At 70.5% G+C, this 20,424-nt stretch carries 19 protein-coding genes; 9 read left to right on the top strand and 10 right to left on the bottom strand.

What is annotated here, in order from left to right; translation table 11 throughout:
• The first annotated feature begins 104 nt into the window (after positions 1 to 104).
• From JIW86_RS16670 to JIW86_RS16660, 3 genes are read left to right on the top strand one after another with little or no spacing between them, the layout of a single operon-like run.
• Positions 105 to 1,724, top strand: coding sequence for an ArnT family glycosyltransferase (locus JIW86_RS16670; RefSeq protein WP_257559341.1), 1,620 nt, complete (start codon positions 105 to 107; stop codon positions 1,722 to 1,724).
• 6 nt (positions 1,725 to 1,730) lie between these two features.
• Entirely contained in the window at positions 1,731 to 2,921 is a 1,191-nt protein-coding gene (locus JIW86_RS16665) for a glycosyltransferase (protein ID WP_257554491.1), read from the top strand.
• A gap of 23 nt (positions 2,922 to 2,944) precedes the next feature.
• On the top strand, positions 2,945 to 5,377 hold the full coding sequence (locus JIW86_RS16660) for a galactose oxidase-like domain-containing protein (protein WP_257554490.1): 2,433 nt from the start codon (positions 2,945 to 2,947) through the stop codon (positions 5,375 to 5,377).
• Between the two features lie 75 nt (positions 5,378 to 5,452).
• Here JIW86_RS16660 and trhA read toward each other — a convergent pair whose 3' ends face one another.
• Positions 5,453 to 6,127 (bottom strand): PAQR family membrane homeostasis protein TrhA, encoded by a 675-nt coding sequence (gene trhA, locus JIW86_RS16655; RefSeq protein WP_374199329.1) that lies wholly within the window; start codon positions 6,125 to 6,127, stop codon positions 5,453 to 5,455.
• Between the two features lie 220 nt (positions 6,128 to 6,347).
• Here trhA and JIW86_RS16650 point away from each other — a divergent pair, with 220 nt between their 5' ends.
• Positions 6,348 to 8,171, top strand: a complete 1,824-nt coding sequence (locus JIW86_RS16650; protein ID WP_215148321.1) for a phosphoenolpyruvate carboxykinase (GTP) — start codon at positions 6,348 to 6,350, stop codon at positions 8,169 to 8,171.
• 110 nt (positions 8,172 to 8,281) lie between these two features.
• On the opposite strand, the gene JIW86_RS16645 is transcribed toward JIW86_RS16650, so the two are convergent.
• From JIW86_RS16645 to JIW86_RS16630, 4 genes are read right to left on the bottom strand one after another with little or no spacing between them, the layout of a single operon-like run.
• The gene (locus JIW86_RS16645) at positions 8,282 to 8,911 is read right to left on the bottom strand and encodes a hypothetical protein (RefSeq protein WP_215148320.1); all 630 of its coding nucleotides are present in this window, start codon (positions 8,909 to 8,911) and stop codon (positions 8,282 to 8,284) included.
• Positions 8,898 to 10,514 (bottom strand): substrate-binding and vWA domain-containing protein, encoded by a 1,617-nt coding sequence (locus JIW86_RS16640; RefSeq protein WP_416237573.1) that lies wholly within the window; start codon positions 10,512 to 10,514, stop codon positions 8,898 to 8,900. Before JIW86_RS16640 ends, JIW86_RS16645 begins: the two co-directional genes overlap by 14 nt.
• Positions 10,511 to 11,713: a toxic anion resistance protein gene (locus JIW86_RS16635; protein WP_257554489.1), complete on the bottom strand. Its 1,203-nt coding sequence runs from the start codon at positions 11,711 to 11,713 to the stop codon at positions 10,511 to 10,513. Before JIW86_RS16635 ends, JIW86_RS16640 begins: the two co-directional genes overlap by 4 nt.
• Positions 11,710 to 12,801 (bottom strand): substrate-binding domain-containing protein, encoded by a 1,092-nt coding sequence (locus tag JIW86_RS16630; protein ID WP_257554488.1) that lies wholly within the window; start codon positions 12,799 to 12,801, stop codon positions 11,710 to 11,712. Before JIW86_RS16630 ends, JIW86_RS16635 begins: the two co-directional genes overlap by 4 nt.
• Before the next feature lie 143 nt (positions 12,802 to 12,944).
• Between JIW86_RS16630 and JIW86_RS16625 the strand changes: the two genes are divergently transcribed.
• On the top strand, positions 12,945 to 13,367 hold the full coding sequence (locus tag JIW86_RS16625; protein ID WP_257554487.1) for a hypothetical protein: 423 nt from the start codon (positions 12,945 to 12,947) through the stop codon (positions 13,365 to 13,367).
• A gap of 62 nt (positions 13,368 to 13,429) precedes the next feature.
• Here JIW86_RS16625 and JIW86_RS16620 read toward each other — a convergent pair whose 3' ends face one another.
• Positions 13,430 to 13,855 (bottom strand): hypothetical protein, encoded by a 426-nt coding sequence (locus tag JIW86_RS16620; protein ID WP_257554485.1) that lies wholly within the window; start codon positions 13,853 to 13,855, stop codon positions 13,430 to 13,432.
• A gap of 111 nt (positions 13,856 to 13,966) precedes the next feature.
• Complete coding sequence (locus tag JIW86_RS16615) at positions 13,967 to 15,178, bottom strand: pyridoxal phosphate-dependent aminotransferase (protein ID WP_215148314.1); 1,212 nt, start codon at positions 15,176 to 15,178, stop codon at positions 13,967 to 13,969.
• 329 nt (positions 15,179 to 15,507) lie between these two features.
• On the opposite strand from JIW86_RS16615, the gene JIW86_RS16610 reads away from it, so the two are divergent.
• Positions 15,508 to 15,741 (top strand): hypothetical protein, encoded by a 234-nt coding sequence (locus JIW86_RS16610; RefSeq protein ID WP_257554484.1) that lies wholly within the window; start codon positions 15,508 to 15,510, stop codon positions 15,739 to 15,741.
• A gap of 422 nt (positions 15,742 to 16,163) precedes the next feature.
• Here JIW86_RS16610 and JIW86_RS16605 read toward each other — a convergent pair whose 3' ends face one another.
• Positions 16,164 to 16,721, bottom strand: coding sequence for a TetR family transcriptional regulator (locus JIW86_RS16605; protein WP_257554483.1), 558 nt, complete (start codon positions 16,719 to 16,721; stop codon positions 16,164 to 16,166).
• A 97-nt stretch (positions 16,722 to 16,818) separates the two neighbouring features.
• Between JIW86_RS16605 and JIW86_RS16600 the strand changes: the two genes are divergently transcribed.
• The 3 genes from JIW86_RS16600 to JIW86_RS16590 all read left to right on the top strand — a co-directional run bounded on the left by JIW86_RS16600 (position 16,819) and on the right by JIW86_RS16590 (position 19,480).
• Positions 16,819 to 17,802, top strand: a complete 984-nt coding sequence (locus tag JIW86_RS16600) for an aldo/keto reductase (RefSeq protein ID WP_257554482.1) — start codon at positions 16,819 to 16,821, stop codon at positions 17,800 to 17,802.
• 474 nt (positions 17,803 to 18,276) lie between these two features.
• The gene (locus JIW86_RS16595) at positions 18,277 to 18,753 is read left to right on the top strand and encodes a macro domain-containing protein (protein WP_215148310.1); all 477 of its coding nucleotides are present in this window, start codon (positions 18,277 to 18,279) and stop codon (positions 18,751 to 18,753) included.
• 373 nt (positions 18,754 to 19,126) lie between these two features.
• The gene (locus tag JIW86_RS16590) at positions 19,127 to 19,480 is read left to right on the top strand and encodes a hypothetical protein (RefSeq protein ID WP_215148308.1); all 354 of its coding nucleotides are present in this window, start codon (positions 19,127 to 19,129) and stop codon (positions 19,478 to 19,480) included.
• A 90-nt stretch (positions 19,481 to 19,570) separates the two neighbouring features.
• Here the strand turns inward: JIW86_RS16590 and JIW86_RS16585 are convergent, their stop codons facing one another.
• Both JIW86_RS16585 and JIW86_RS16580 read right to left on the bottom strand, forming a co-directional pair.
• On the bottom strand, positions 19,571 to 20,017 hold the full coding sequence (locus JIW86_RS16585) for a nitroreductase family deazaflavin-dependent oxidoreductase (RefSeq protein ID WP_257554481.1): 447 nt from the start codon (positions 20,015 to 20,017) through the stop codon (positions 19,571 to 19,573).
• Between the two features lie 200 nt (positions 20,018 to 20,217).
• Positions 20,218 to 20,403, bottom strand: coding sequence for a hypothetical protein (locus JIW86_RS16580; RefSeq protein WP_257554480.1), 186 nt, complete (start codon positions 20,401 to 20,403; stop codon positions 20,218 to 20,220).
• Positions 20,404 to 20,424 lie beyond the last annotated feature (21 nt).

Raw genomic sequence — 20,424 nt, 5'->3', positions numbered from 1 at the left:
CCGCCACCGCCACCGCCACCGCCACCGCCACCGCCACCGCCACTGCCTCCGCAACCGCGCCCCGCGTCCCCGCCCAGCGCAGCGCCACCGGCGTCCGCCCGTCCGTGCCCGTCCGACCGCTCGTGCGCTTCCGCTCCTCCCGCCCGGACCTGCTGCTGTGCGGGGCCCTGCTGCTCGTGATCCTCCTCGTGCAGGGCTGGAACATCACCGAGTTCCCGACCCTCAGCGACGACGAGGGCACCTACCTCGCCCAGGCCTGGGCGGTCCAGCAGGGCGACGGCCTGGCCCACTACACGTACTGGTACGACCACCCGCCGCTCGGCTGGATCCAGATCGCGGGGCTCACCTGGCTGCCCTCGCTCTTCGTGCCCGACTCGATGACCGTCGCGTCGATGCGGTTCTCGATGCTGGTCGTCTCGGCCGCCAGCGCGGTGCTGATCTACGTGCTCGCGCGCCGGCTGTGGCTGCCGCGCTGGGCGGCCGGGCTGGCGATGGGCCTCTTCGGGCTCTCCCCGCTCTCGGTCGTGCTCCAGCGGGAGATCTTCCTCGACAACCTCGCGGTGATGTGGATCCTGCTCGCGTTCTGTCTCGCCGCGTCCCCCAGCCGCCACCTGTGGCACCACTTCGGGTCCGGGCTGGCGGCCGCCACCGCCGTCCTGACCAAGGAGACGATGCTGGTGGTGCTCCCGGCGCTGCTGGTGACGATGTGGCGCCACAGCCACCGCGACACCCGCAAGTTCGCCGTCACCGGAGCCATCACCGCCTGCACGCTCATAGGGCTGGCCTATCCGCTGTTCGCGCTGCTCAACGGTGAGCTGCTGCCCGGCTCCGGGCACGTCTCGCTCATCGACGGGATCACCTACCAGATGGGCCGCGAGGGATCCGGCTTCATCCTCGACCCCGGTTCCGGCTCGAACGGAGTCTTCCGGTCCTGGCTGTACTACGACACCGTCCTGCCCCTCGGCGGTCTGGCCGGCGCCGTCCTGCTGCTGGTGACCCTGCGCTGGTCGGTCACCGCCCGCGCGCTCGCAGGTCCCGCCCTCGCCGCGGTCATCCTGGCCCTCGTCGCGATGCGGCCCTCCGGCTACCTCCCGGCGATGTACGTGATCCAGGCGCTGCCGTTCCTCGCCCTGGTGCTGGCCGGGGGCGCGGCCAGCGTCACGCACGCCGTGCTGCGCCGCCGCCGCTCGCCGGGGGAGCGCAGGCAGTTGGTGTACGCGCGCTGGGCGCTGGTCGGCGTACTGGCCGCGGCGGCCTCGGTGTACGTGCTGCCGCGCTGGTACGACGGCAACCGTACGGCGCTCACGGTCGACGCGAACGCCCCGTACCGGCAGGCAGCGGCCTGGCTCGGCAGCGGGGTCGACGACCCGGCGCGCACCCGGGTGCTGCTGGACGACGCACTGTGGCTGGACGCGGTGCACCACGGTTTCGAGCCCGGGCTCGGCGCCATCTGGTTCTACAAGGCGGACCTGGACCCGGCCGTCACCAAGACCCTGCCGCGGGGCTGGCAGGACATCGACTACGTCGTCTCCTCGCCCACGGTGCGCCGTGACGCGGTGGACCTGCCGAACGTGAAGGCCGCGCTGGAGCATTCGACGGCGGTCGCCGTCTTCGGCGAGGGCGAGGACCGCATCGAGATCCGCCGGACCGACCGGACCGACCCCGCGGTGCGGACCGCCCCCGCAGACCGGACCGACCCCGCCGACCGTCAGAGTGGGAGCTGAGTCACCATGAGCGAGGACCTGTGGTCCCTCCATGCCCCGATCGATCCGGACCTCACTGTTCCGCAGGCGGTGAGCGGCAGCGTCACCCTGATCATCCCGACCTTCAACGAGGCGGGGAACGTAGCGGAGTTGCTGCGTCGGCTCGGTGACGCACTGCCCGACCCCGAGCACCTGCCGTGCGAGGTGCTGTTCGTGGACGACTCCACGGACGACACCCCGGCCGTCATCGAGAAGGCGGCCGGCGACCACCCCTTCCCGGTGTCCGTCCTGCACCGGGAGGTGGCCGAGGGCGGCCTCGGCGGCGCCGTCGTCGCGGGGGTCAAGCGGGCGGACACCGACTGGATCGTCGTCATGGACGCCGACCTCCAGCACCCGCCCCACCTGGTGCCCGAACTCGTCGGCGAGGGGATACGCACCGGCGCCGACCTCGTCGTCGCCTCCCGCTACATCAGCGGCGGCAGCCGGGCCGGACTCGCCGGCAGCTACCGCATCGCCGTCTCCCGCGGCGCGACCTGGCTCACCAAGGGGCTCTTCCCGCGCGCCCTGCGCGGGATCAGCGACCCGATGAGCGGCTTCTTCGCGATGCGCCGCTCGGTGGTCACCGCCGAGACCCTCAAACCGCTCGGTTACAAGATCCTGCTGGAGCTGGCGGTGCGCTGCCGGCCCGCGAAGGTCGCCGAGGTGCCCTTCGTCTTCCAGGACCGCTACTCAGGCGAGTCGAAGTCCACCGCCCGCGAGGGCATGCGCTTCCTGGCGCACCTGGCCTCGCTGCGTTCCGCGACCCCGCTGGCCCGGCTGATCGGCTTCGGCCTGATCGGGCTCTCCGGCTTCGTCCCGAACCTGGCCGCGCTCTGGCTGCTCACGCACGCCGGGATGCACTACCTGCCGGCCGAGATCGTCGCCAACCAGGCCGGGGTCCTGTGGAACTTCCTCCTCATCGAGACCCTGCTCTTCCGCGACCGCCGCCGCCACCGCCACTGGGCGGACCGGATCGGCCGCTTCGCGCTGCTCGCCAATGCCGATCTGCTGCTGCGGATCCCGCTCATAGCGGTGTTCGTCGCCAAGTTCGGCATGGACGTGCTGCCCGCCACCGCCCTCGCGCTGGTCACCACCTTCGTCCTGCGGTTCGCCGCCACCGAGGCCCTCGTCTACCTGCCGCGCACCTCGCGCAAGGCAGGGCGTCACACCAGGAGTTGAGCCGCACAGAAGGGAACCTTTCCATGCGTCTGAAGATCCGGCGGAGGTCGGGGCGGCGTGCCGCCCTGCTGGCCGTCGGGGCGCTGACCGCGGGCCTGCTGCTCACCGCACCCCAGCAGGCCACGGCCGGACCGCCCAATCTGCTCTCCAATCCCGGTTTCGAAACCGCCGGCGCGCCCGGCGCCGACATGCCGTCCTGCTGGTCCAAATCGGGCTGGGGAGACAACGACTTCACCTTCGCGACCGTCCCCGACGCGCACAGCGGCACCAAGGCGATGAAGGTCTCCCTCACCCGACGGGTGGACGGCGACCGCAAGGCACTGGTCACCGAGAACAACACCTGCGCTCCGGCCGTGACGCCGGGCAAGCAGTACGACCTGTCCGCCTGGTACAAGTCGAACACCCCGGACGTGTCCGTGACGGTGTTCCGGCGGGAGGCCGCGACGGGGGCCTGGCAGTACTGGACCGATCTGCAGAATCCCCCGGTCAGTGCCGGATGGGCGCGCACGGAGGTCCGTACGCCCGCCGTCCCGCCGGGCACCGACAAGATCGCGTGGGGGCTGTCGGTGTACGGGGTGGGCACGCTCACCACCGACGACTACACGCTGGAGCAGGTGGGCGCGGTGCCGCCGCAGCCCACCTGTTCGGGTACGGCGGAGGAGTGCGCCAAGGGAAAGTGGCAGGTGATCCCGGCCAAGAACCCGGTGCGTTCGATGCACGCGGTCGTGCTGAAGAACGGGAAGGTGCTGCTGATCGCGGGCTCGGGCAACGACATCGCCCAGTTCAACGCGGGCACCTTCACCTCGGCCGTCTACGACCCGGCGAACGGGTCGTTCAAGACCATCCCGACCCCGGTGGACATGTTCTGCTCGGGCCATGTGCAGCTGGCCGACGGCCGGGTGCTGGTGATGAGCGGCAACAAGGGCTATCCGTCCGCAGACGGCAAGATCGGCTACCAGGGGCTGAAGGACAGTTACGTCTTCGACCCGGCGACCGAGGCGTACACGAAGACGAACGACATGAACGGCGGGCACTGGTACCCGTCGGCGACGATCCTCGGCAACGGTGACGTGATCTCCTTCGGCGGCCTGAAGGAGGACTCGACGGGCAACGTGACCGCGGAGAAGTTCTCGGCGGCGCAGAACAAGTGGCTCCCGATGAACGAGGTCAACCAGACCTGGTCGTACTGGGGCCTGTACCCGTCGATGATCCTCATGCAGGACGGGAGGCTCTTCTACTCGGGCAGCCACACCTTCGGCAACGGCACCCCCGGTACCGGCGCGTCCATCTACAACTACGACGCGAACACCGTCACCGACGTGCCGGGCCTGCGGAACAAGGACCAGCGCGACGAGTCGGCGAGCGTGCTGCTGCCCCCGGCGCAGGACCAGAGGGTGCTGACCATCGGCGGCGGCAACAACGAGACCAACCCGGCCGCGAACCGGATCACCGACATCATCGACCTGAAGAAGCCGAGCCCCGCCTACACGGCAGGCCCGGACCTTCCGCAGGGGCTGGTGGACACGGGTACGGGCAAGCGGCCGCAGACCGGGGCCGAGGGCAAGATGTACGTGTCCGCCGTGCTGCTGCCGGACGGCAAGGTGCTGGAGACCGGCGGCGGGCTGCACGACCGGGCCGACCCGGTGTTCGAGGCCTCGTTCTTCGACCCGGCCACCAACACGTACCAGGCGGGCCTGGCCACCGATCCGATCCCGCGGACCTACCACTCGGCGTCGTTCCTGATGCCCGACGGGCGGGTCATGTCGGTCGGCGACAACCCGGGCAACGGGACCTACAACCACAACGTGTCGATCTACACCCCGCCGTACCTGTTCAAGGGCGCCCGCCCGCAGATCACCTCGGTGATCGACACGCAGTGGGTGTACGGGGACATGCAGCGGATCACCGTCAACCGGCCCGTCGCCAAGGCGGAGCTGATCCGTCCGGCAGCGGTCACGCACTCCTCGGACCCGAACCAGCGGTTCGTGGACCTGCCGATGACGGTGGACGGGAACAACATCGACCTGAACGTGACCAGCAACCCGAACCTGGCGCCGCCCGGCTGGTACATGCTCTTCGCGGTCGACGCGAACGGCGTCCCGTCGATCGCGACCTGGGTGCACCTGGGCGGGCCGTCGGCGCTGGCGGCGACGGCGGAGCCGCCGTCCGCGCACGAGCACGACTTCGCGAACGAACTGGCGGCCCCGAAGCCGACTGTGCCCGATAAAGAGGGGGCGAAGCGGGACTCCGTACCCGTGGCCCCGACCGTGGCCGGCTGCGACCGGCACTACGGGACGGTCAGTGTGTGCGTGCCGACCCGCTTCCCGGCGGAGGTGAAGGAGACGCCGAAGGCCCGCTGCGACTGGCTGGCCGCCCACCAGTACCCGAAGCGGATGAAGGTCAACGGCAGCGACCCGCTGCGCCTGGACCAGGACGGCGACGGCCACGCCTGCTGATCCTCGAGCGAAAGGACCCCGCCACGCTCCGGCGTGGCGGGGTCCTTTCGCACCGTGGTCCGGTGCGCGCGGCGGCTAGTGCGAGTACGCGGCCAGCGAGATGCCGACGTAGTGGGCCACGAAGGCCGCGAGGGTCAGGGAGTGGAAGACCTCGTGGAAGCCGAAGAAGCGGGGGGAGGGGTTGGGGCGCTTCATCCCGTAGATGACCCCTCCCGCGCTGTAGAGCAGGCCGCCGACGATCACCAGGACCAGCACGGCGATGCCGCCGGTGCGCATGAAGTCGGGGAGGAAGAAGACGGCCGCCCAGCCCATCGCTATGTAGCAGGGGGTGTACAGCCAGCGCGGTGCGCCGACCCAGAACACGCGGAAGGCGATGCCGGCCGCGGCCGCGAGCCACACCGCCCACAGCAGGGTCCGGCCGGTGGAGGGCGGGAGCAGCAGGACGGTCAGCGGGGTGTAGGTCCCCGCGATGATCAGAAAGATGTTGGCGTGGTCGAGCCGCCGCAGGATGGCCTCTCCCCGGGGGCCCCAGGTGCCGCGGTGGTAGACCGCGCTGACGCCGAAGAGCAGGCAGGCCGTGAGGATGTAGATCCCGCAGGCGACGCGTGCCCGGGTCGAGTCGGTGAAGGCCATCAGCACGAGGCCCGCGACCACCACCGCGGGGAACATCCCGAGGTGCAGCCAGCCGCGCATCAGCGGCTTGGCCTCCGGAGCGGCCGGGACGGCCGGGGCGGCGGCGTCAGAAGTCATGGCCCACATGGTACCTACGGGTCCGTAGGTTTCCGTTAGTCCTCTTTACGGAAGATTGACGGACGTGGCGATGCTCACGTGAGAGGCCCCCTGGACATATGCGCACATGCACCGGATGATCAGATGAGTGCGGTCGACACCGGATGAGCGGAGCGCGAAGCGTCCGGGTCGCAGCCCCCACGGGGCCTACACCAAACAAACCCCTCAACAAGGAGCAATCGTGGCGCGCGACAACGCGGCTCCCACCATCCCGACGACTCACCAGGAGCTGATCTCCTGGGTGGACGAGATCGCAGCCCTCACCCAGCCGGACCGCGTCGTCTGGTGCGACGGCTCCGAGGGCGAGTACGAGCGCCTGTGCGAGGAGCTCGTCGCCAAGGGAACGTTCAAGAAGCTCGACGAGACGAAGCGCCCGAACTCGTACTACGCCGCCTCCGACCCCTCCGACGTCGCGCGCGTCGAGGACCGGACCTTCATCTGCTCCGAGAAGGAGGAGGACGCGGGCCCGACCAACCACTGGAAGGCCCCTTCCGAGATGAAGGAGCTGTTCGCGGGCGAGCAGGGCATCTTCCGCGGTTCCATGAAGGGCCGGACGATGTACGTCGTCCCCTTCTGCATGGGCCCCCTCGGCTCCGAGCTCTCCGCGATCGGCGTCGAGATCACCGACTCCGCCTACGTCGCCGTCGCGATGCGCACCATGACCCGCATGGGCAAGCCCGTCCTGGACGAGCTCGGCTCCGACGGCTTCTTCGTCAAGGCGGTCCACACCCTCGGCGCTCCGCTCGCCGAGGGCGAGGCCGACGTGCCGTGGCCGTGCAACACCACCAAGTACATCTCGCACTTCCCCGAGAGCCGCGAGATCTGGTCCTACGGATCCGGCTACGGCGGCAACGCCCTGCTCGGCAAGAAGTGCTACGCCCTGCGCATCGCGTCCGTCATGGCCCGCGACGAGGGCTGGCTCGCCGAGCACATGCTGATCCTCAAGCTCACCCCGCCGCAGGGTGAGGCGAAGTACCTCGCCGCCGCCTTCCCGAGCGCCTGCGGCAAGACCAACCTCGCCATGCTGGAGCCCACGATCCCCGGCTGGACCGTCGAGACGGTCGGCGACGACATCGCCTGGATGCGCTTCGGCGAGGACGGTCGCCTGTACGCGATCAACCCCGAGGCCGGCTTCTTCGGCGTCGCGCCCGGCACCGGCGAGCACACCAACGCCAACGCCATGAAGACGATGTACGCGAACACCGTCTTCACCAACGTCGCGCTCACCCCGGACGGCTCCGACGTCTGGTGGGAGGGCATGACCGAAGAGGCGCCCGCCCACCTCATCGACTGGAAGGGCAACGCCTGGACCCCGGAGTCCGAGACCCCGGCGGCCCACCCGAACGCCCGCTTCGCCGTCCCGGCCTCCCAGTGCCCGACGATCGCCCCCGAGTGGGAGGACCCCAAGGGCGTCCCGATCTCGGCGATCCTCTTCGGCGGCCGCCGCGCCTCCGCCGTGCCGCTGGTCACCGAATCCTTCGACTGGAACCACGGCGTCTTCATCGGCTCGAACATCGCCTCCGAGAAGACCGCCGCCGCCGAGGGCAAGGTCGGCGAGCTGCGCCGCGACCCCTTCGCCATGCTGCCGTTCTGCGGCTACAACATGGGCGACTACATGGCCCACTGGGTCAAGGTCGCGGCCGACAAGGACCAGTCCAAGCTCCCGAAGATCTACTACGTGAACTGGTTCCGCAAGAACGACGCGGGCAAGTTCGTGTGGCCCGGCTTCGGCGAGAACAGCCGCGTCCTGAAGTGGATCGTCGAGCGCCTCGAGGGCACCGCCGAGGGCGTCGAGACCCCCATCGGCATCCTGCCGACCGTGGGCTCCCTCGACACCGACGGCCTGGACCTCCCCGCCGAGGACCTGGCGTTCCTCCTCACCGTCGACAAGGAGGTCTGGCGCGAGGAGGCCTCCCTGGTCCCCGAGCACCTGAACACCTACGGCGACCACACGCCCAAGGAGCTGTGGGACGAGTACCACGCACTCGTCAAGCGCCTGGGCTGACCGCCCGCCCCGATGACCGGGGCCAATGAACGTGGGAGCCCCCGACCAAGCGGCGTCCCACCGCTGTGGGAGCCCCCGACCAAGCGGTTCCCACCGCAGCACGTGACCTGTCAGGAGCGTCCGCGCTCCTCCAGATAGGTCGTGTGCGTCTGCTGACGGCGGGCCTCTGCTTCGCGGAGGCTCGCCGTCACGCGTTCCGCCTCGTCGTACAGGACCGTCAACTGCCGCTCCAGGTGCCGCTCCGGCGACTCGCCGCCCGGCGTCAGCCGGGTCCACCAGCGCGTCCGGTTGTAGGTGTCCACGCACTCCGGCACGTCCAGCCGGATCGCCCGCGACAGCGAGTGCACCGCCTCCGGGTCGGCGGCCAGGGCATCGGCCACCCATCCCGGATCGAGCAGGGCCGCGTACAGCTCCATCAGCTCGGCCAGCTTGCCGCCGGCCGCCGGCGGCAGGTCCACCTCGGCCAGGTACTCGCGCAGCCGCCCGAAGTCCTCCCGTACGACGCCCAGCTGCTCGGCGACGTCCGGATAGTGCGGCGGAGGCACCCGCTCCGGCGGGGCGATCAGCGCGCCCGCACCGTACAGCCCGGCGACCACCACCGGCCAGTACGAGCCGCCCACCCCGGCGAAGCCCAGGCCCAGCCCGGCCACCCCGCACGCGGAGCCGGCCAGGTTCTTCTTCGACTCCAGGTAGGTGAGAAAGCCCGTACCGAGCGACTTGGCGGCTCTATTGGTAGCCACGGATCTCCTCGAAGGCTCCGTTCAGCGAACCGTTCCCGCCGGTGGCGTCGAAGAGCCGCCCGCCGGTCAGTTCGGTGATGTGGGTGAGCTCCTTGCGGTCCGAATCGCCGAACAGCACCGCGAACACCGGCGTGTGCTTCTGCCCCTCGGGCAGCGCGGCGTAGAAGGAGTCGAAGTGCTGGGCGCCGACGCCCTCCGTGTTCTCGCCGTCCGTCATGAGCACGATCGAGGTGAAAGCGTCCGCGCCGCCCTTGCCGAGCTGCTCGTACGCCGCCTCCAGGCTGCTGTAGATCGCGGTGCCCCCCTCCGGCGCCAGGGACTTCACGTCGCCCCGGATCCCGTCCAGGGCCGGTCCCGGATTACCGGGCTCGACGACGTGCGTCCGTACCTTCTTCACCTTGGACCCGAACGGCAGGAGTGTCACCTCCTCGCGGTCCCGGAACCGCTGCCCGACCCCCGAACTCCCGCTGCCCGTCAGCTCCGTGAGCGCCGCCTTCAGCCGCCCGATGCGGTCCTCCTCGGACATCGAACCCGAGGTGTCCAGCACGTACACCGTCCGCGAGGGCCGGCGCAGCTCGTTCTCGTAGGAGGCCAGCAGCCCGTCGGCGACCGCCAGCGAACCGGGGAACGGCAGCTCGCGCCGCTTGTCCGTACCCAGCCCGGCGGCCGGCGCCACCCCGGCCGCGACCGGCCGGCGGAAGGTCTTCTCGGTGATCGCCTGCTGCGCCTCGGCGCCGCGCAGGTACTCCGTCAGCGCCCGGCCCGACTCGCGGGCCCCGGCCGGGGCCGAGGTCAGCAGGGTCAGCGGGTAGTGCGCCGTGATCACGCCGTCGCGCGGCCGGATCACCGTCAGCGGGGACTTCGCGTCCCGGTTCACCGACAGCAGTACCGACTCGTAGTTCACCAGCGCGTCCACGTCCGCGCGCTGCGCGTAGGCGGTGGCGAGCCAGCCGGAGGAGCCCGAGGTCAGCTTCTGCCCGGCGAAGAACTCCTTCAGCCGCGGCGCGGCCGCCTTCACGTCCGCGTCGGTCAGCGCCGCCTGCGCGCCCGACAGGCCCGAGGCCACCGAGACCAGGGCGGAGAAACCGGAGTTGGAGCGCACCGGGTCGGTCATCCCGTACGTGAGCTTCCCGCCGGTGACGGCCTCGTGCACCGCCGACCAGGTGACCTCCTCGGGCTTCCAGCCGAGCCGGGCCAGCGCCTCCGGCCGTACGCCGAGGGCGACGGGCGAGGACATCACCGGGGTCTCGTTGGCGAGCTTCCCGGCGGCCTCGGGCCGCAGCCGCAGATAGTCGTTGGAGGACAGCCAGATCGCGTCGTACTTGCCGTCGGCCTGCCCGGACGCGACCTGCTCGGCGGCGTCGAGCGTGCCGGACCAGGTCAGGTTCACGGTGACCCCGGTGGCCTTCCTGGCCTGATCCAGCACCGGTTGCATGTCGGCCAGCTCGCTGGAGGCCAGCACCCGCAGGGTGCCCTCCTTGTACGCGGGCGGCTTCGGGCTGTCGGCCTGTTCGGAGGTGCAGCCCGAAGCCGCCGCGAGCACGGCGAAGGCGAAACCCGCCGCCCAGCCACGCCGGCGACCACCGCGCAGCGGCCCGCTCACAGCGCACCGCCCTCGAGCGCACTGACGGTCCGCGTCCGCGCGAGGTACGCCGAGGCCGTCTGGAGCTCCCCGGTCAGGGACTCCACGGTCGCCGCCATGTTCTCGGTGGCCTGCACCTTGAAGGTGTCGATCGCGTCGAGCGTCTGGTAGATCTGCGCGAACGCCGTCCGCAGGGTCTCCGCCCCCACCGCCGGATCGGCCGCGATCCGCTGGATCTCGCCGCTCTGCGTGGACAGCATCTCCGCGTTGCCCCGGATCAGGTCCTCCGTCGTGTTGCGCAGGGTGTTGACCTGCTCGATGACCTTGCGCTGGTTGTCGAGGGCCGAGGCCAGCATCACCGCGATCCGCAGCGCGGAGACGGTGGTGGTCGCGGCCCGGTCGACGCCCTTGATCAGCTCGTCGTTGTTGCGCCGGACCACGTCCATCGCCAGGTATCCCTGGGCGCAGACGGCCAGTTGGGTCAGCAGGTCCTGGTGCTTCTGCCGGACCGGGAACAGCATGTCCGCGCGCAGTGCGTCGGCTCCCTGCGGATCGGAGTGCTCGGCCTCGGCGATCCGCTGCTCGACGGCGGAGTCCAGGGCCTCGGTGAGGACCGCGTACTCCTGGAGCTTGCCCATGGTCTCCCAGAGGCGGGCGCGCTCGGTGTGCAGGGCCGCGTTGTCGCGGCGCAGCTCGTCCTGGCCGCTGCGCAGCGAGCCGACGATCTTGTTGAGGGTGGCCTGCGAGGAGGCGTACTTGGCCACGTGGTCGCGGAACTTGTTGCCGCCCGGCAGCTTCGAGAGTAGCTTGCCGAAGCCCTTGGCGGGCGTGTCGCGCGGGTCGAGGTCCTCGACGGTGCGGCGCAGCTCGACGAGGGAGCCGGCCACCCGGGCCTGGGCGTCCCCGCCGCCGTCGGAGCCGAGGGAGCGCACGGCCCGGTCCAGCATCCGGTTGGACTGCTGGGCGGCGGAGCGGATGTCGGCCGAGCCGAGCCCGGCGATCTCGCCGAGGCGCTGCGCGAACTCGGGGGAGCGGGTGTCGATCCCGGCGAGCGAGCCGACGTACTCCCCGGCCCGGCGGGCCATTTCGTCGCGGACGCCGTCCTGGAGCGGTACGAGTCCGGCGGCCTGCTCCTTGCGGACGGGGGCGACGGGTTCGGGCGCGGTGAGGACGAGCGGGCCGCGGTCGTCGGAAGGTGTCTCGGGAGGTGTCAGTGTCACGGTGTGTCCCCCTGGCCCTTGGCGCGGGCGGCGAGCGCCATCAGGATCTTTACGGTGGGTGTGCCGACCTGGCGGATGCCGGTCAGCGCGGGGTTGAGGTAGGCGGCGTGCGGGGCGGTCGCGGCGGTGAACTCGGGCACGCCGTCCTGCGGCCGGAACCCGTGGCGCAGGGCCAGCTCGCGCAGCTTCGGGTCGGTCGCGAGGAGGGTGCCGAGTTCCTTGGCCTTGTCACCGAGCGGGACGAAGGTGTGCGCCGTGTTGACGGTGGTGTCCGGGTAGAGGACCACCATGTCGCCGGGATCCTGCTTCTGCAGGAGCAGGGCGGCCACCTGGGACTCGTAGACCAGGATGAGCGGTTCGCCGCTGCCGCTGATGAAGGCCCGGAACGGGTCGTCGGTGCTCGGCTCCAGGGCGCCCTGCACGGAGATCAGCTTGTGCAACAGGGGTGCGGTGCGGGCGATTCCGGCATCGTCGGAGACCACGTTGCTGCCGTTCGCCACGTTGGAGGTGGCGGCGAGGAAGAGGGCGCCGGAGTTCGAGGTGGACGGGTCGGTGGTCTTGATGAACACCGTGCCGGTCAGCTCGGCGTGGGCGGAGGAGCCGGGCAGCTGCTGCCAGGTGCGGTCCTCGCCGGCGGCCTTGAGGAAGGGGCCCATCAGGAGGGTCCCCGAGTTCTTGCCGGTCATCTTCGCGAGGCCGTTGTCGGCGAGGACCTTGGCGGCGTTGGAGCGGGCGATGACGACGAGCGGGGAGTAGAAGGGCTTGGTCTCCTGAGCGCCCTTGACCCCGGCCGCGGCCTCGACCTCCTTGGCGGGTTCACTGCTGCTGGGGAAGGCGAAGTCGAACTCCTTGAGGGCGAGCTGGTCCATCGCCCAGGAGCCCGAGGTCTCCGTCTTCACGGTGTAGCCCTTGGCGGCAAGGGCCTTGACGACGTCCGGGTCGCGGAAGAATTCGGACTTCTCCGAGCCGATGACGCCACGCACGGTCTTCGTTGCCGGCGTTTCCGGGTCCTGCCCGTTGACGAGGGCGACTGCTACGACGCCGCCGATCAAGAGGAGGCCCAGGACGATTCCTAGGATGCGTCTCACGAGTGCAGAGTGCTCGCGGAAACCCACATTCCGCGACAAGTTGAATGAACGTCAGGTGTCCAGGCGGTCCCACTTCGAAATGCTGTGTGAGCCCGTGGGTGCTGGTGGGAGGGGCTGCTGCCGAGGAGGATCTGGGCATGGGCGTGAGCGCGTTGAAGTGGCAGGGCTGGCTGGTCGGTCTGGTGACGCTGGCCGGGCTGCTGGTGTTCGCCCCGCTGGGGCTGTACGTGTGGGCCAGTGGCGGCGGGGCCGGCGAGGCGGCGCCGCGGGCCGCGGCGGAGGACGTACGGGTGACCGGGTGCCGCATCGATCCGGCCAGCCGGCGGGTGGTGGCCGCGGTGACGGCCGCGGGCAGGCCGCAGGGGCCGGGCGCGTACGTGGTGACCGTGGAGTTCCGCGAATCCGCGGACCCGGTGCCGGGAGGGCGGGCCGCCCAGGCGCTGGTGAAGATCCCGGGCGTGGCCCTGGGGGCGACCGAGTACGGCGAGGCGGTCGGCCCGGTCTGGCCGATCGCGACGGTCCCGTGGTGCGGGGTCGCCGACGCGGAATTCAGCCCCGAGCCGTAGGGCCTGTCGGCAGGGGTTTATGGCGCCCGGTCCGGAGCCTCCGCGGCCCCGGACCGGGGCCGTCAGAGGGCGCCGGCCAGGTCCTGGGACGTGAGGGCGGCGGCGTGCGCGTCCATGCGCTCGGCGGCGAGGATCGCGACGGTGGTGTCGGCGCGGGACGCGGCGACGAGGAGCGCGCGGGCGGCGAGGTCGTGCGCACGCTGGTGCAGGGCCGTGGTCGTGTCCGTGCCCTCGGCGGGGTCGTACGACGGCGACGGCGACGGCGACTGCGGGGCACGGGTGGGCTGGGCCCCCCGCAGCCGCGCGACCTGCGCGGCGATCCGGGCGGCGGCCTCGTCGAGCCCGAGCTCGTCGGTGACGGCGAGCAGGGCCGCGAGGTGCCCGGCGAGCTGGATGTCCAGGGCCTCGCTGCGGCTGCGGTGCGGATAGTCGGCCGGGGCGGCGCCCATGCGGTGGACGACCGACTTGGTGCGGATCGGCTCGTACATGAGGTGGCCTCCTGCGTGGTCAGGAGACCATCCTACATTGGAATCATTCTAAAGTTGAGCTGAATCCTGTCGAAACTCGAGCGAGGCCCCTGGGGGCGGGGTTATCGGGGGCTACGGCTGGCTGTAGCCGTCCAGGAAGTTCCCGATCCGGGTCACCGCGTCCGCCAGATCCTTGGCGTTCGGCAGCGTCACGATCCGGAAGTGGTCGGGCTCGGGCCAGTTGAAGCCCGTACCGTGCACCACCATGATCTTCTCGGCCCGCAGCAGGTCGAGGACCATCTGCCGGTCGTCCTTGATCTTGTAGACGGAGGGGTCGAGCTTCGGGAAGAGGTACAGCGCCCCCTTGGGCTTCACGCAACTGATGCCGGGGATCTGCGTCAGCAGGTCGTATGCCGTGTCGCGCTGCTCCAGCAGCCGCCCGCCCGGAAGCACCAGGTCGTTGATCGACTGCCGGCCGCCGAGGGCGGTGGCGACGGCGTGCTGCGAGGGCATGTTGGCGCACAGTCGCATGTTGGCCAGGATCGTCAGGCCCTCGATGTACGACGAGGCGTTCTTCTTGGGGCCGCAGACCGCCATCCAGCCGGCCCGGTAGCCGGCGACGCGGTAGTTCTTGGACAGCCCGTTGAAGGTCAGGGTGAGCAGGTCCGGCGCGATGGCGGCGGTGTTCGTGTGCGTCGTGCCGTCGTACAGGATCCGGTCGTAGATCTCGTCCGAGCAGACGACCAGGTTGTGGCGGCGCGCGATGTCCGTGAGCCCGCGCAGCATCTCGTCGTCGTAGACGGCGCCGGTCGGGTTGTTCGGGTTGATGATCACGATGGCGCGGGTGCGGTCGGTGACCTTGCGCTCGATGTCGGCGAGGTCCGGCATCCAGTCGGCCTGCTCGTCGCAGCGGTAGTGCACGGCCGTGCCGCCCGCGAGCGAGACGGAGGCGGTCCACAGCGGGTAGTCCGGCGCGGGGACGAGGACCTCGTCGCCGTCGTCGAGCAGCGCCTGCATGGACATCTGGATCAGCTCGGAGACGCCGTTGCCGAGGTAGATGTCCTCGACGTCCAGGTCGATGCCCTTGGTCTGGTAGTGCTGCATGACCGCGCGGCGCGCGGAGAGCAGCCCCTTCGCGTCCCCGTACCCGTGGGCGTTGCCCAGGTTGCGGAGCATGTCCTCAAGGATCTCCGGCGGGCACTCGAAGCCGAAGGCCGCGGGGTTGCCGGTGTTGAGCTTGAGGATGCGATGACCTGCTGCTTCGAGCCGCATCGCCTCTTCGAGGACGGGGCCGCGGATCTCGTAGCAGACATTGGCGAGTTTCGTTGACTGGATCACCTGCATGACGGGAGCTTACGGGGCCGGGTGCGGCCGTGGCGCGCCATTTGGGCGGGAGAGGTGGCGGGCGATATGTCCCGTTTCGGGTAATGCTTGGGTGCTGGTGCGATCCACCCTTGGAATGCGGGGCTGGGGTCGCGGTACGGCCTGCGGAATGGGTGGGGAGGCGGGGTGGGCGGGTGCGGGGGAGTTGGGGGTGTTGCGCTCGTCACGCTGGGGGGTGGGCTGGGGTGGGGTGGGTGAGTACGCGGGCTGAGTACGCGGGCTCATGCGGCGGGCCGGTGGCGGGGGGAGGCTGGAGATCCGGAACGGCGGCTACCGAGGGGCGTGGGGCAGTGGAGTTCGTAGTCGGTGAAATGGCGATCACCACGGTCGGCACGGACGGCGATGACCGGGCGATCGAGTTCCTGGTGTCCGGTCCGGCCGGCACGGACCAGGGGTGCTTCGCGATCCACCGCGAACACGGCCAGGGCTGGGAGACGGCCCGCCTCAGCCTGGACCCGCACGCGGGGAGCGTCCCGGTGGCTGCGGTGGAGTGGGCGGTGGAGTTCGCGCGCGAGTACTTGTGAGGGGGAGGTTCGAGGGGCGGGGCGGGGGCTTCGGGGGGCGGGGTCCGGGTTGCTCAGGATCAGGGAGGGTTTGGGGTTTCCCGTCAGTCCCACTGTCTCCCCGGGTCGGGCCGGTCTGTAAAGGGCGCTCCTCCTTCGTCGTCGCGTCGCTTCGCGATGGCCTTCGGCCACCCTTGACAGACCGTCCCGCCCCGGAAAGACAGGACTGTCGGGAAGCCCCCAAAAGAACGGTCCACTGGTTCCATGGGCGGGCGGGGGCCATCAGTGACCGGCTCCCTGGCCCCTGGGGCGGTGTCTGAGCCCGGGCCCGCCGGGAGGGGATGCGGGGTCGGTGGGCGCGTCAGGTCGCTACGCGGTTGCTCATTGTTTGGCGGCTGACGGCCGTCTGGGGTTGGACATGAGCCGCCCACGCTCGTCGTGGGTCAGGTGCCGGACGGGGTGGTGATCCGGTGGACGGACTCCACCACCGCCGCGCGGTGGCGGGCGAGCTGCTCCGGCGCCCAGTCGGTGCCGACCGCGCCGAACCACGCCTGCGAGATGGCGATCACCAGCGTCAGTACATCGGTGGCGTCCATCCCGGCGTCGATGCGGGCTGACTCCTGTGCCTGCCGCACTGCGGCGATCTTGCCCCGGTAGGACGCCGCCTCCGTGTCCGTGGTCCCCGGACGCTCCAGCTGCTTCCACAGCACCAGGCGCATCAGGGCCGGCCGCTCGGTGAGGTGGTCGAAGACGGCGCCCGCGTAGCCGGGCAGGTCGTCGGCGTTGAACGGAACGGACTCCGAGCCCGTCTCCAGTGCCCGCTGGAGCACGGCGTCGAAGAGCTGCTCCTTGTTGCCGTAGTAGACGTAGATGAGCCGCTTGTTCGCCTGTGCCGCCTCGGCGATGCGGTCGACTCGCGCACCGGCGATGCCGTACGTCGCGAACTCGGAGAAGGCCGCATCGAGCAGGCGCGCCTTGGTCGCGCTGGAATCCCGTGCCATGCCTCAAGGCTAGCAAGTAACTATCTGGTTATTGACATCGGCTGCAGGTGCGGTGCATGCTCTATCTATCCAGTTAGTTACTTAGAGGGAGACCACGATGGACATCCGCGCACTGGGCAGCCAGGGACTGAAGGTCGGCGCCGAAGGGCTCGGGCTCATGGGCATGAGTGCCCACTACGGAGCCACGGACGAGGTCGAGTCGCTGGCCACGATCGACCGCGCCCTGGAGCTCGGCGTCACCCTCCTCGACACCGCCGAAGGCTACGGGCCCTTCCTCAACGAACAGCTTCTCGGCAAGGCGCTGGCCGGCCGCCGCGAAGCCGCCGTGATCGCCACGAAGACCGGCGTCGAGTTCACCGACGAAGGGGCCTTCCGCGGCCACAACGCGACCCCCGAGTACATCCGCCACTCGGTCGACCGTTCCCTGCGCCACCTGGGCACCGATCACATCGACCTGTACTACCTGCACCGCATCGACCCGAACGTGCCCGTCGAGGAGAGCGTGGGCGCCCTGGCCGAGCTCGTCGCCGCCGGCAAGGTCCGCCACATCGGCCTCTGCGAGGCCGCCCCCGCCACCATCGCCCGCGCCCACGCCGTCCACCCGCTGGCCGCCGTACAGACCGAGTACAGCCTCTTCGAGCGCGGCATCGAACACGACGGTGTCCTCGACACCCTGCGCGAGCTCGGAATCGGGCTCGTCGCCTACTCCCCGCTCGGCCGGGGATTCCTCTCCGGAGCCATCACCAGCCCCGACGACTTCGCCGCCGACGACTTCCGCCGCACCGACCCCCGCTTCCAGGGCGAGAACTTCCACCGCAACCTGGCCGTCGTCGACCAGGTGCGCCGCCTCGCCGCGGAGAAGGGCGTCACGCCCTCGCAGCTCGCCCTGGCGTGGACCCTGCGCCAGGGCGCGGTACCCATCCCGGGCACCAAGCGCCGCCGCTACCTGGAGGAGAACATCGCCGCCACCGCTGTGACGATCAGTGACGCGGACCTGGCCGCCATCGACGCCGTGGCCCCCCACGGCGTGGCCTCGGGCGACCGCTACGCCCCCGAGCTGATGACGTCCCTGAACGGCTGACCCCCCGACCACCGTCATCCAGCCCGCAGCCGCCAATCAACGGGGAGCACGTGGCGATCTGACGCGCCGGCGGCTCCCGAGGGGCTTCTGGTCGCTGTCTCGTGCGGGTCGGGCCGCTCCCGGCCCGGATCCCCTCCCGATGGGCCCGGGCTCAGACCTGCCCCCTGGCAACCAGGGAGCCGGTCGCTGATGGCTCCTGCCCGTCCATGGAACCGGTGGACCGTTCTTTTGGGGGCTTCCCGACAGTCCTGTCTTTCCGGGGCGGGGTGGTCTGTCAAGGGTGGCCGAAGGCCATCGCGAAGCGACGCGACCGAAGGGAGCGCCCTTTACAGGCCGGCCCGACCCGGGGAGACAGTGGGACTGACGGGAAACCCCCAAACCCTCCCTGATCCCGCCCCGCTGAGACCCCGACCCCCGAAGCCACCGCCCCCCGACCGCCCCCCGATGTCAGTGGTTTCGCATATCTTTTCGAGTATGAAGCCGCTCAAGATCATCGCTGGAGATGCGACGAGTCCGCAGGCCAAGGGGCCCAAGGTGATCGCTCATGTCTGCAACGACCTCGGGGGGTGGGGGAAGGGGTTCGTGCTCGCCGTTTCGCGGCGGTGGTCGGAGCCGGAGGCCGAGTACAGGGCCTGGCATCGGGGGCGCAGCGGTAACGACTTCGGGCTCGGTGCCGTGCAGTTGGTGCGGGTGAAGCCCGACGTGTGGGTGGCCAACATGGTCGGTCAGCGGGGGATGCGCACCGGAAGCGGGGGCCCGCCGATTCGCTACGACGCCGTCGCGCGCTGCCTCGCCGCCCTGGCCGATCACGCCGTCGAGCTGGGCGCCACCGTCCACATGCCGCGCATCGGGTGCGGACTCGCCGGCGGCACCTGGTCACGCATCGAACCACTCATCACCGACGCGCTCTGCGCGCGCGACGTGCAGGTCACCGTCTACGACCACGCGTGACGACGGCGCCGCGCACAAGGGGCAGGCGGCGGCGGAGGAGGAGGTCCCCTCGCGCGGCCGCGGCCGGCCGATGGTGACGAGGGCGTCCGCCAGTACCTTCGCGAGGAGGAATGGTCCGTTGTCGCGGCTCCGGCCCTGCTCATGGGTGTGTGCGTTCAACTGTTCCCCCTTCCCGCCCCGTTGGTAGCCGATCGGGGAGGGGTCAGGCCACCGTTTCGGTGATCGGTGACCCGAACGGGTGGCGGCGGTGGTCAGGAGCGCGGCCCGCCACGCCGAGGGATTCCGGAGGATCGATTCGCCCTTCCGAGGCCTCCTAGGGTCGTGCCCGCACAAGCCCCCAACGCTTCAGCCCCCGGAAGGGATTCACCCCGTCATGAAGCTCCGCAACACCGCCGCCGCTGCCGTCGCCGCCTTCGCGCTGGTCCTGTCACTCCCCGCGTCGGCTCTCGCCGCCACCGGCGACTTCCACTACAAGTACCGCGACCAGAACGGCGTGGAGCAGACCGGCACCCTGCACGACCCGGAGAGCGACAGGTGCATCAACCTCGACGAGGTCGGTTCCAACGACGCCGATCCCGGCTACGCCCCGCACAACCGGACCGACTCCTGGGTGACCGTCTACCTCGGCGCCGACTGCGACGGTCCCGACTGGCGGCTGCGGCCCGACGGCCGGCCCGCGACCGAATGGCTGCTCGTGCGCTCGGTCCGCTTCGACGTCAACGACTAGCGGCCCCAGCGGACCTGGCGACCGCAGCCACTCCACCGACCACAGCGGTCCCAACGGGCACACCAGTCCGCCCAACCGTTTCTGCCATCGTCACGTCTCGATGATCACCAGCGGGATCTCGCGGGGCGCCGCGGCGGCCTGGTCGTCCTCGTAGGCCGGCCACAAGCCCGTCATCATGTCCCAGTACGTCTCCCGCTCCTCCGGCGTCGCCGTGCGCGCCACGGCCCGGGAGACGGTGGCGCCGACCTGGACGCGGACCTCCGGGTGGGCGGCGAGGTTCCGGTACCAGGCCGGGTGCTCCGGGGCGCCGTACCCGGCGGCCACGACGACGAGGCGGTCCGCGTCCTCGCCGTAGATCAGCGGGGTGCGGACCGTCCGGCCGGTGGCGCGGTCGACGGTGGTGAGCAGCAGGGTGGGCACTCCGTGCCACAGGTGTCCGTCGGCGCCCGCCGTGCTCACGTACGCGCGGACGTGGTCGAGCCGCGGGCCGGGGCGCGGGTCCGTGGGGCGGTCCCAGTCGACATCGAGAGCGTGCATTCACCTGTCCTTAGGGTTGTGTCCCCCGGACCGCTAACGAGCATTCACCGGCTCTGGATGCGGCCCCGCCCTGCCCGCCCCCGCGTGCGACACGAGCACGAGCACGAGCATGAGCACGAGCACGAGTACGAAACGACCCCGGCCCGAGGCGCGACCTCAGACCGGGGTTTCAGCAGCATGCGAACGGAGCGAACAGAGCGCTACGGCAGGTAACGCTCGATGACCTGCGGGCCTTCCTTCTCGATCAGCTGGCGCGCCTTCTCGACCCGCTCCGGAGTCGGGTCGTGGCCTGTCGCCATCACGAGGTCCTCGGGGTCGTACGGTCGCTCCCCGCCCGTGAAGAGCCGGTCCGACCGCGTGGGCTGCTGGTCCGATTCACTGTCCATCGCGTACCTCCTCCGGTGCAC

Origin of the sequence: Streptomyces sp. NBC_00162, from assembly GCF_024611995.1 — a bacterium.
Lineage (GTDB): Bacteria > Actinomycetota > Actinomycetes > Streptomycetales > Streptomycetaceae > Streptomyces.
This window is presented reverse-complemented; position numbering and strand designations above follow the sequence as displayed.

What these genes read in the sequence shown, in the direction of transcription:
- JIW86_RS16665 (WP_257554491.1), top strand. Translation starts at nt 1,731, where the DNA reads ATGAGCGAGGACCTGTGGTCCCTCCATGCCCCGATCGATCCGGACCTC.
- JIW86_RS16660 (WP_257554490.1), top strand. Translation starts at nt 2,945, where the DNA reads ATGCGTCTGAAGATCCGGCGGAGGTCGGGGCGGCGTGCCGCCCTGCTG.
- trhA (WP_374199329.1), bottom strand. Translation starts at nt 6,127, where the DNA reads ATGACTTCTGACGCCGCCGCCCCGGCCGTCCCGGCCGCTCCGGAGGCC.
- JIW86_RS16620 (WP_257554485.1), bottom strand. Translation starts at nt 13,855, where the DNA reads ATGTACGAGCCGATCCGCACCAAGTCGGTCGTCCACCGCATGGGCGCC.
- JIW86_RS16615 (WP_215148314.1), bottom strand. Translation starts at nt 15,178, where the DNA reads ATGCAGGTGATCCAGTCAACGAAACTCGCCAATGTCTGCTACGAGATC.
- JIW86_RS16605 (WP_257554483.1), bottom strand. Translation starts at nt 16,721, where the DNA reads ATGGCACGGGATTCCAGCGCGACCAAGGCGCGCCTGCTCGATGCGGCC.
- JIW86_RS16600 (WP_257554482.1), top strand. Translation starts at nt 16,819, where the DNA reads ATGGACATCCGCGCACTGGGCAGCCAGGGACTGAAGGTCGGCGCCGAA.
- JIW86_RS16595 (WP_215148310.1), top strand. Translation starts at nt 18,277, where the DNA reads ATGAAGCCGCTCAAGATCATCGCTGGAGATGCGACGAGTCCGCAGGCC.
- JIW86_RS16590 (WP_215148308.1), top strand. Translation starts at nt 19,127, where the DNA reads ATGAAGCTCCGCAACACCGCCGCCGCTGCCGTCGCCGCCTTCGCGCTG.
- JIW86_RS16585 (WP_257554481.1), bottom strand. Translation starts at nt 20,017, where the DNA reads ATGCACGCTCTCGATGTCGACTGGGACCGCCCCACGGACCCGCGCCCC.
- JIW86_RS16580 (WP_257554480.1), bottom strand. Translation starts at nt 20,403, where the DNA reads ATGGACAGTGAATCGGACCAGCAGCCCACGCGGTCGGACCGGCTCTTC.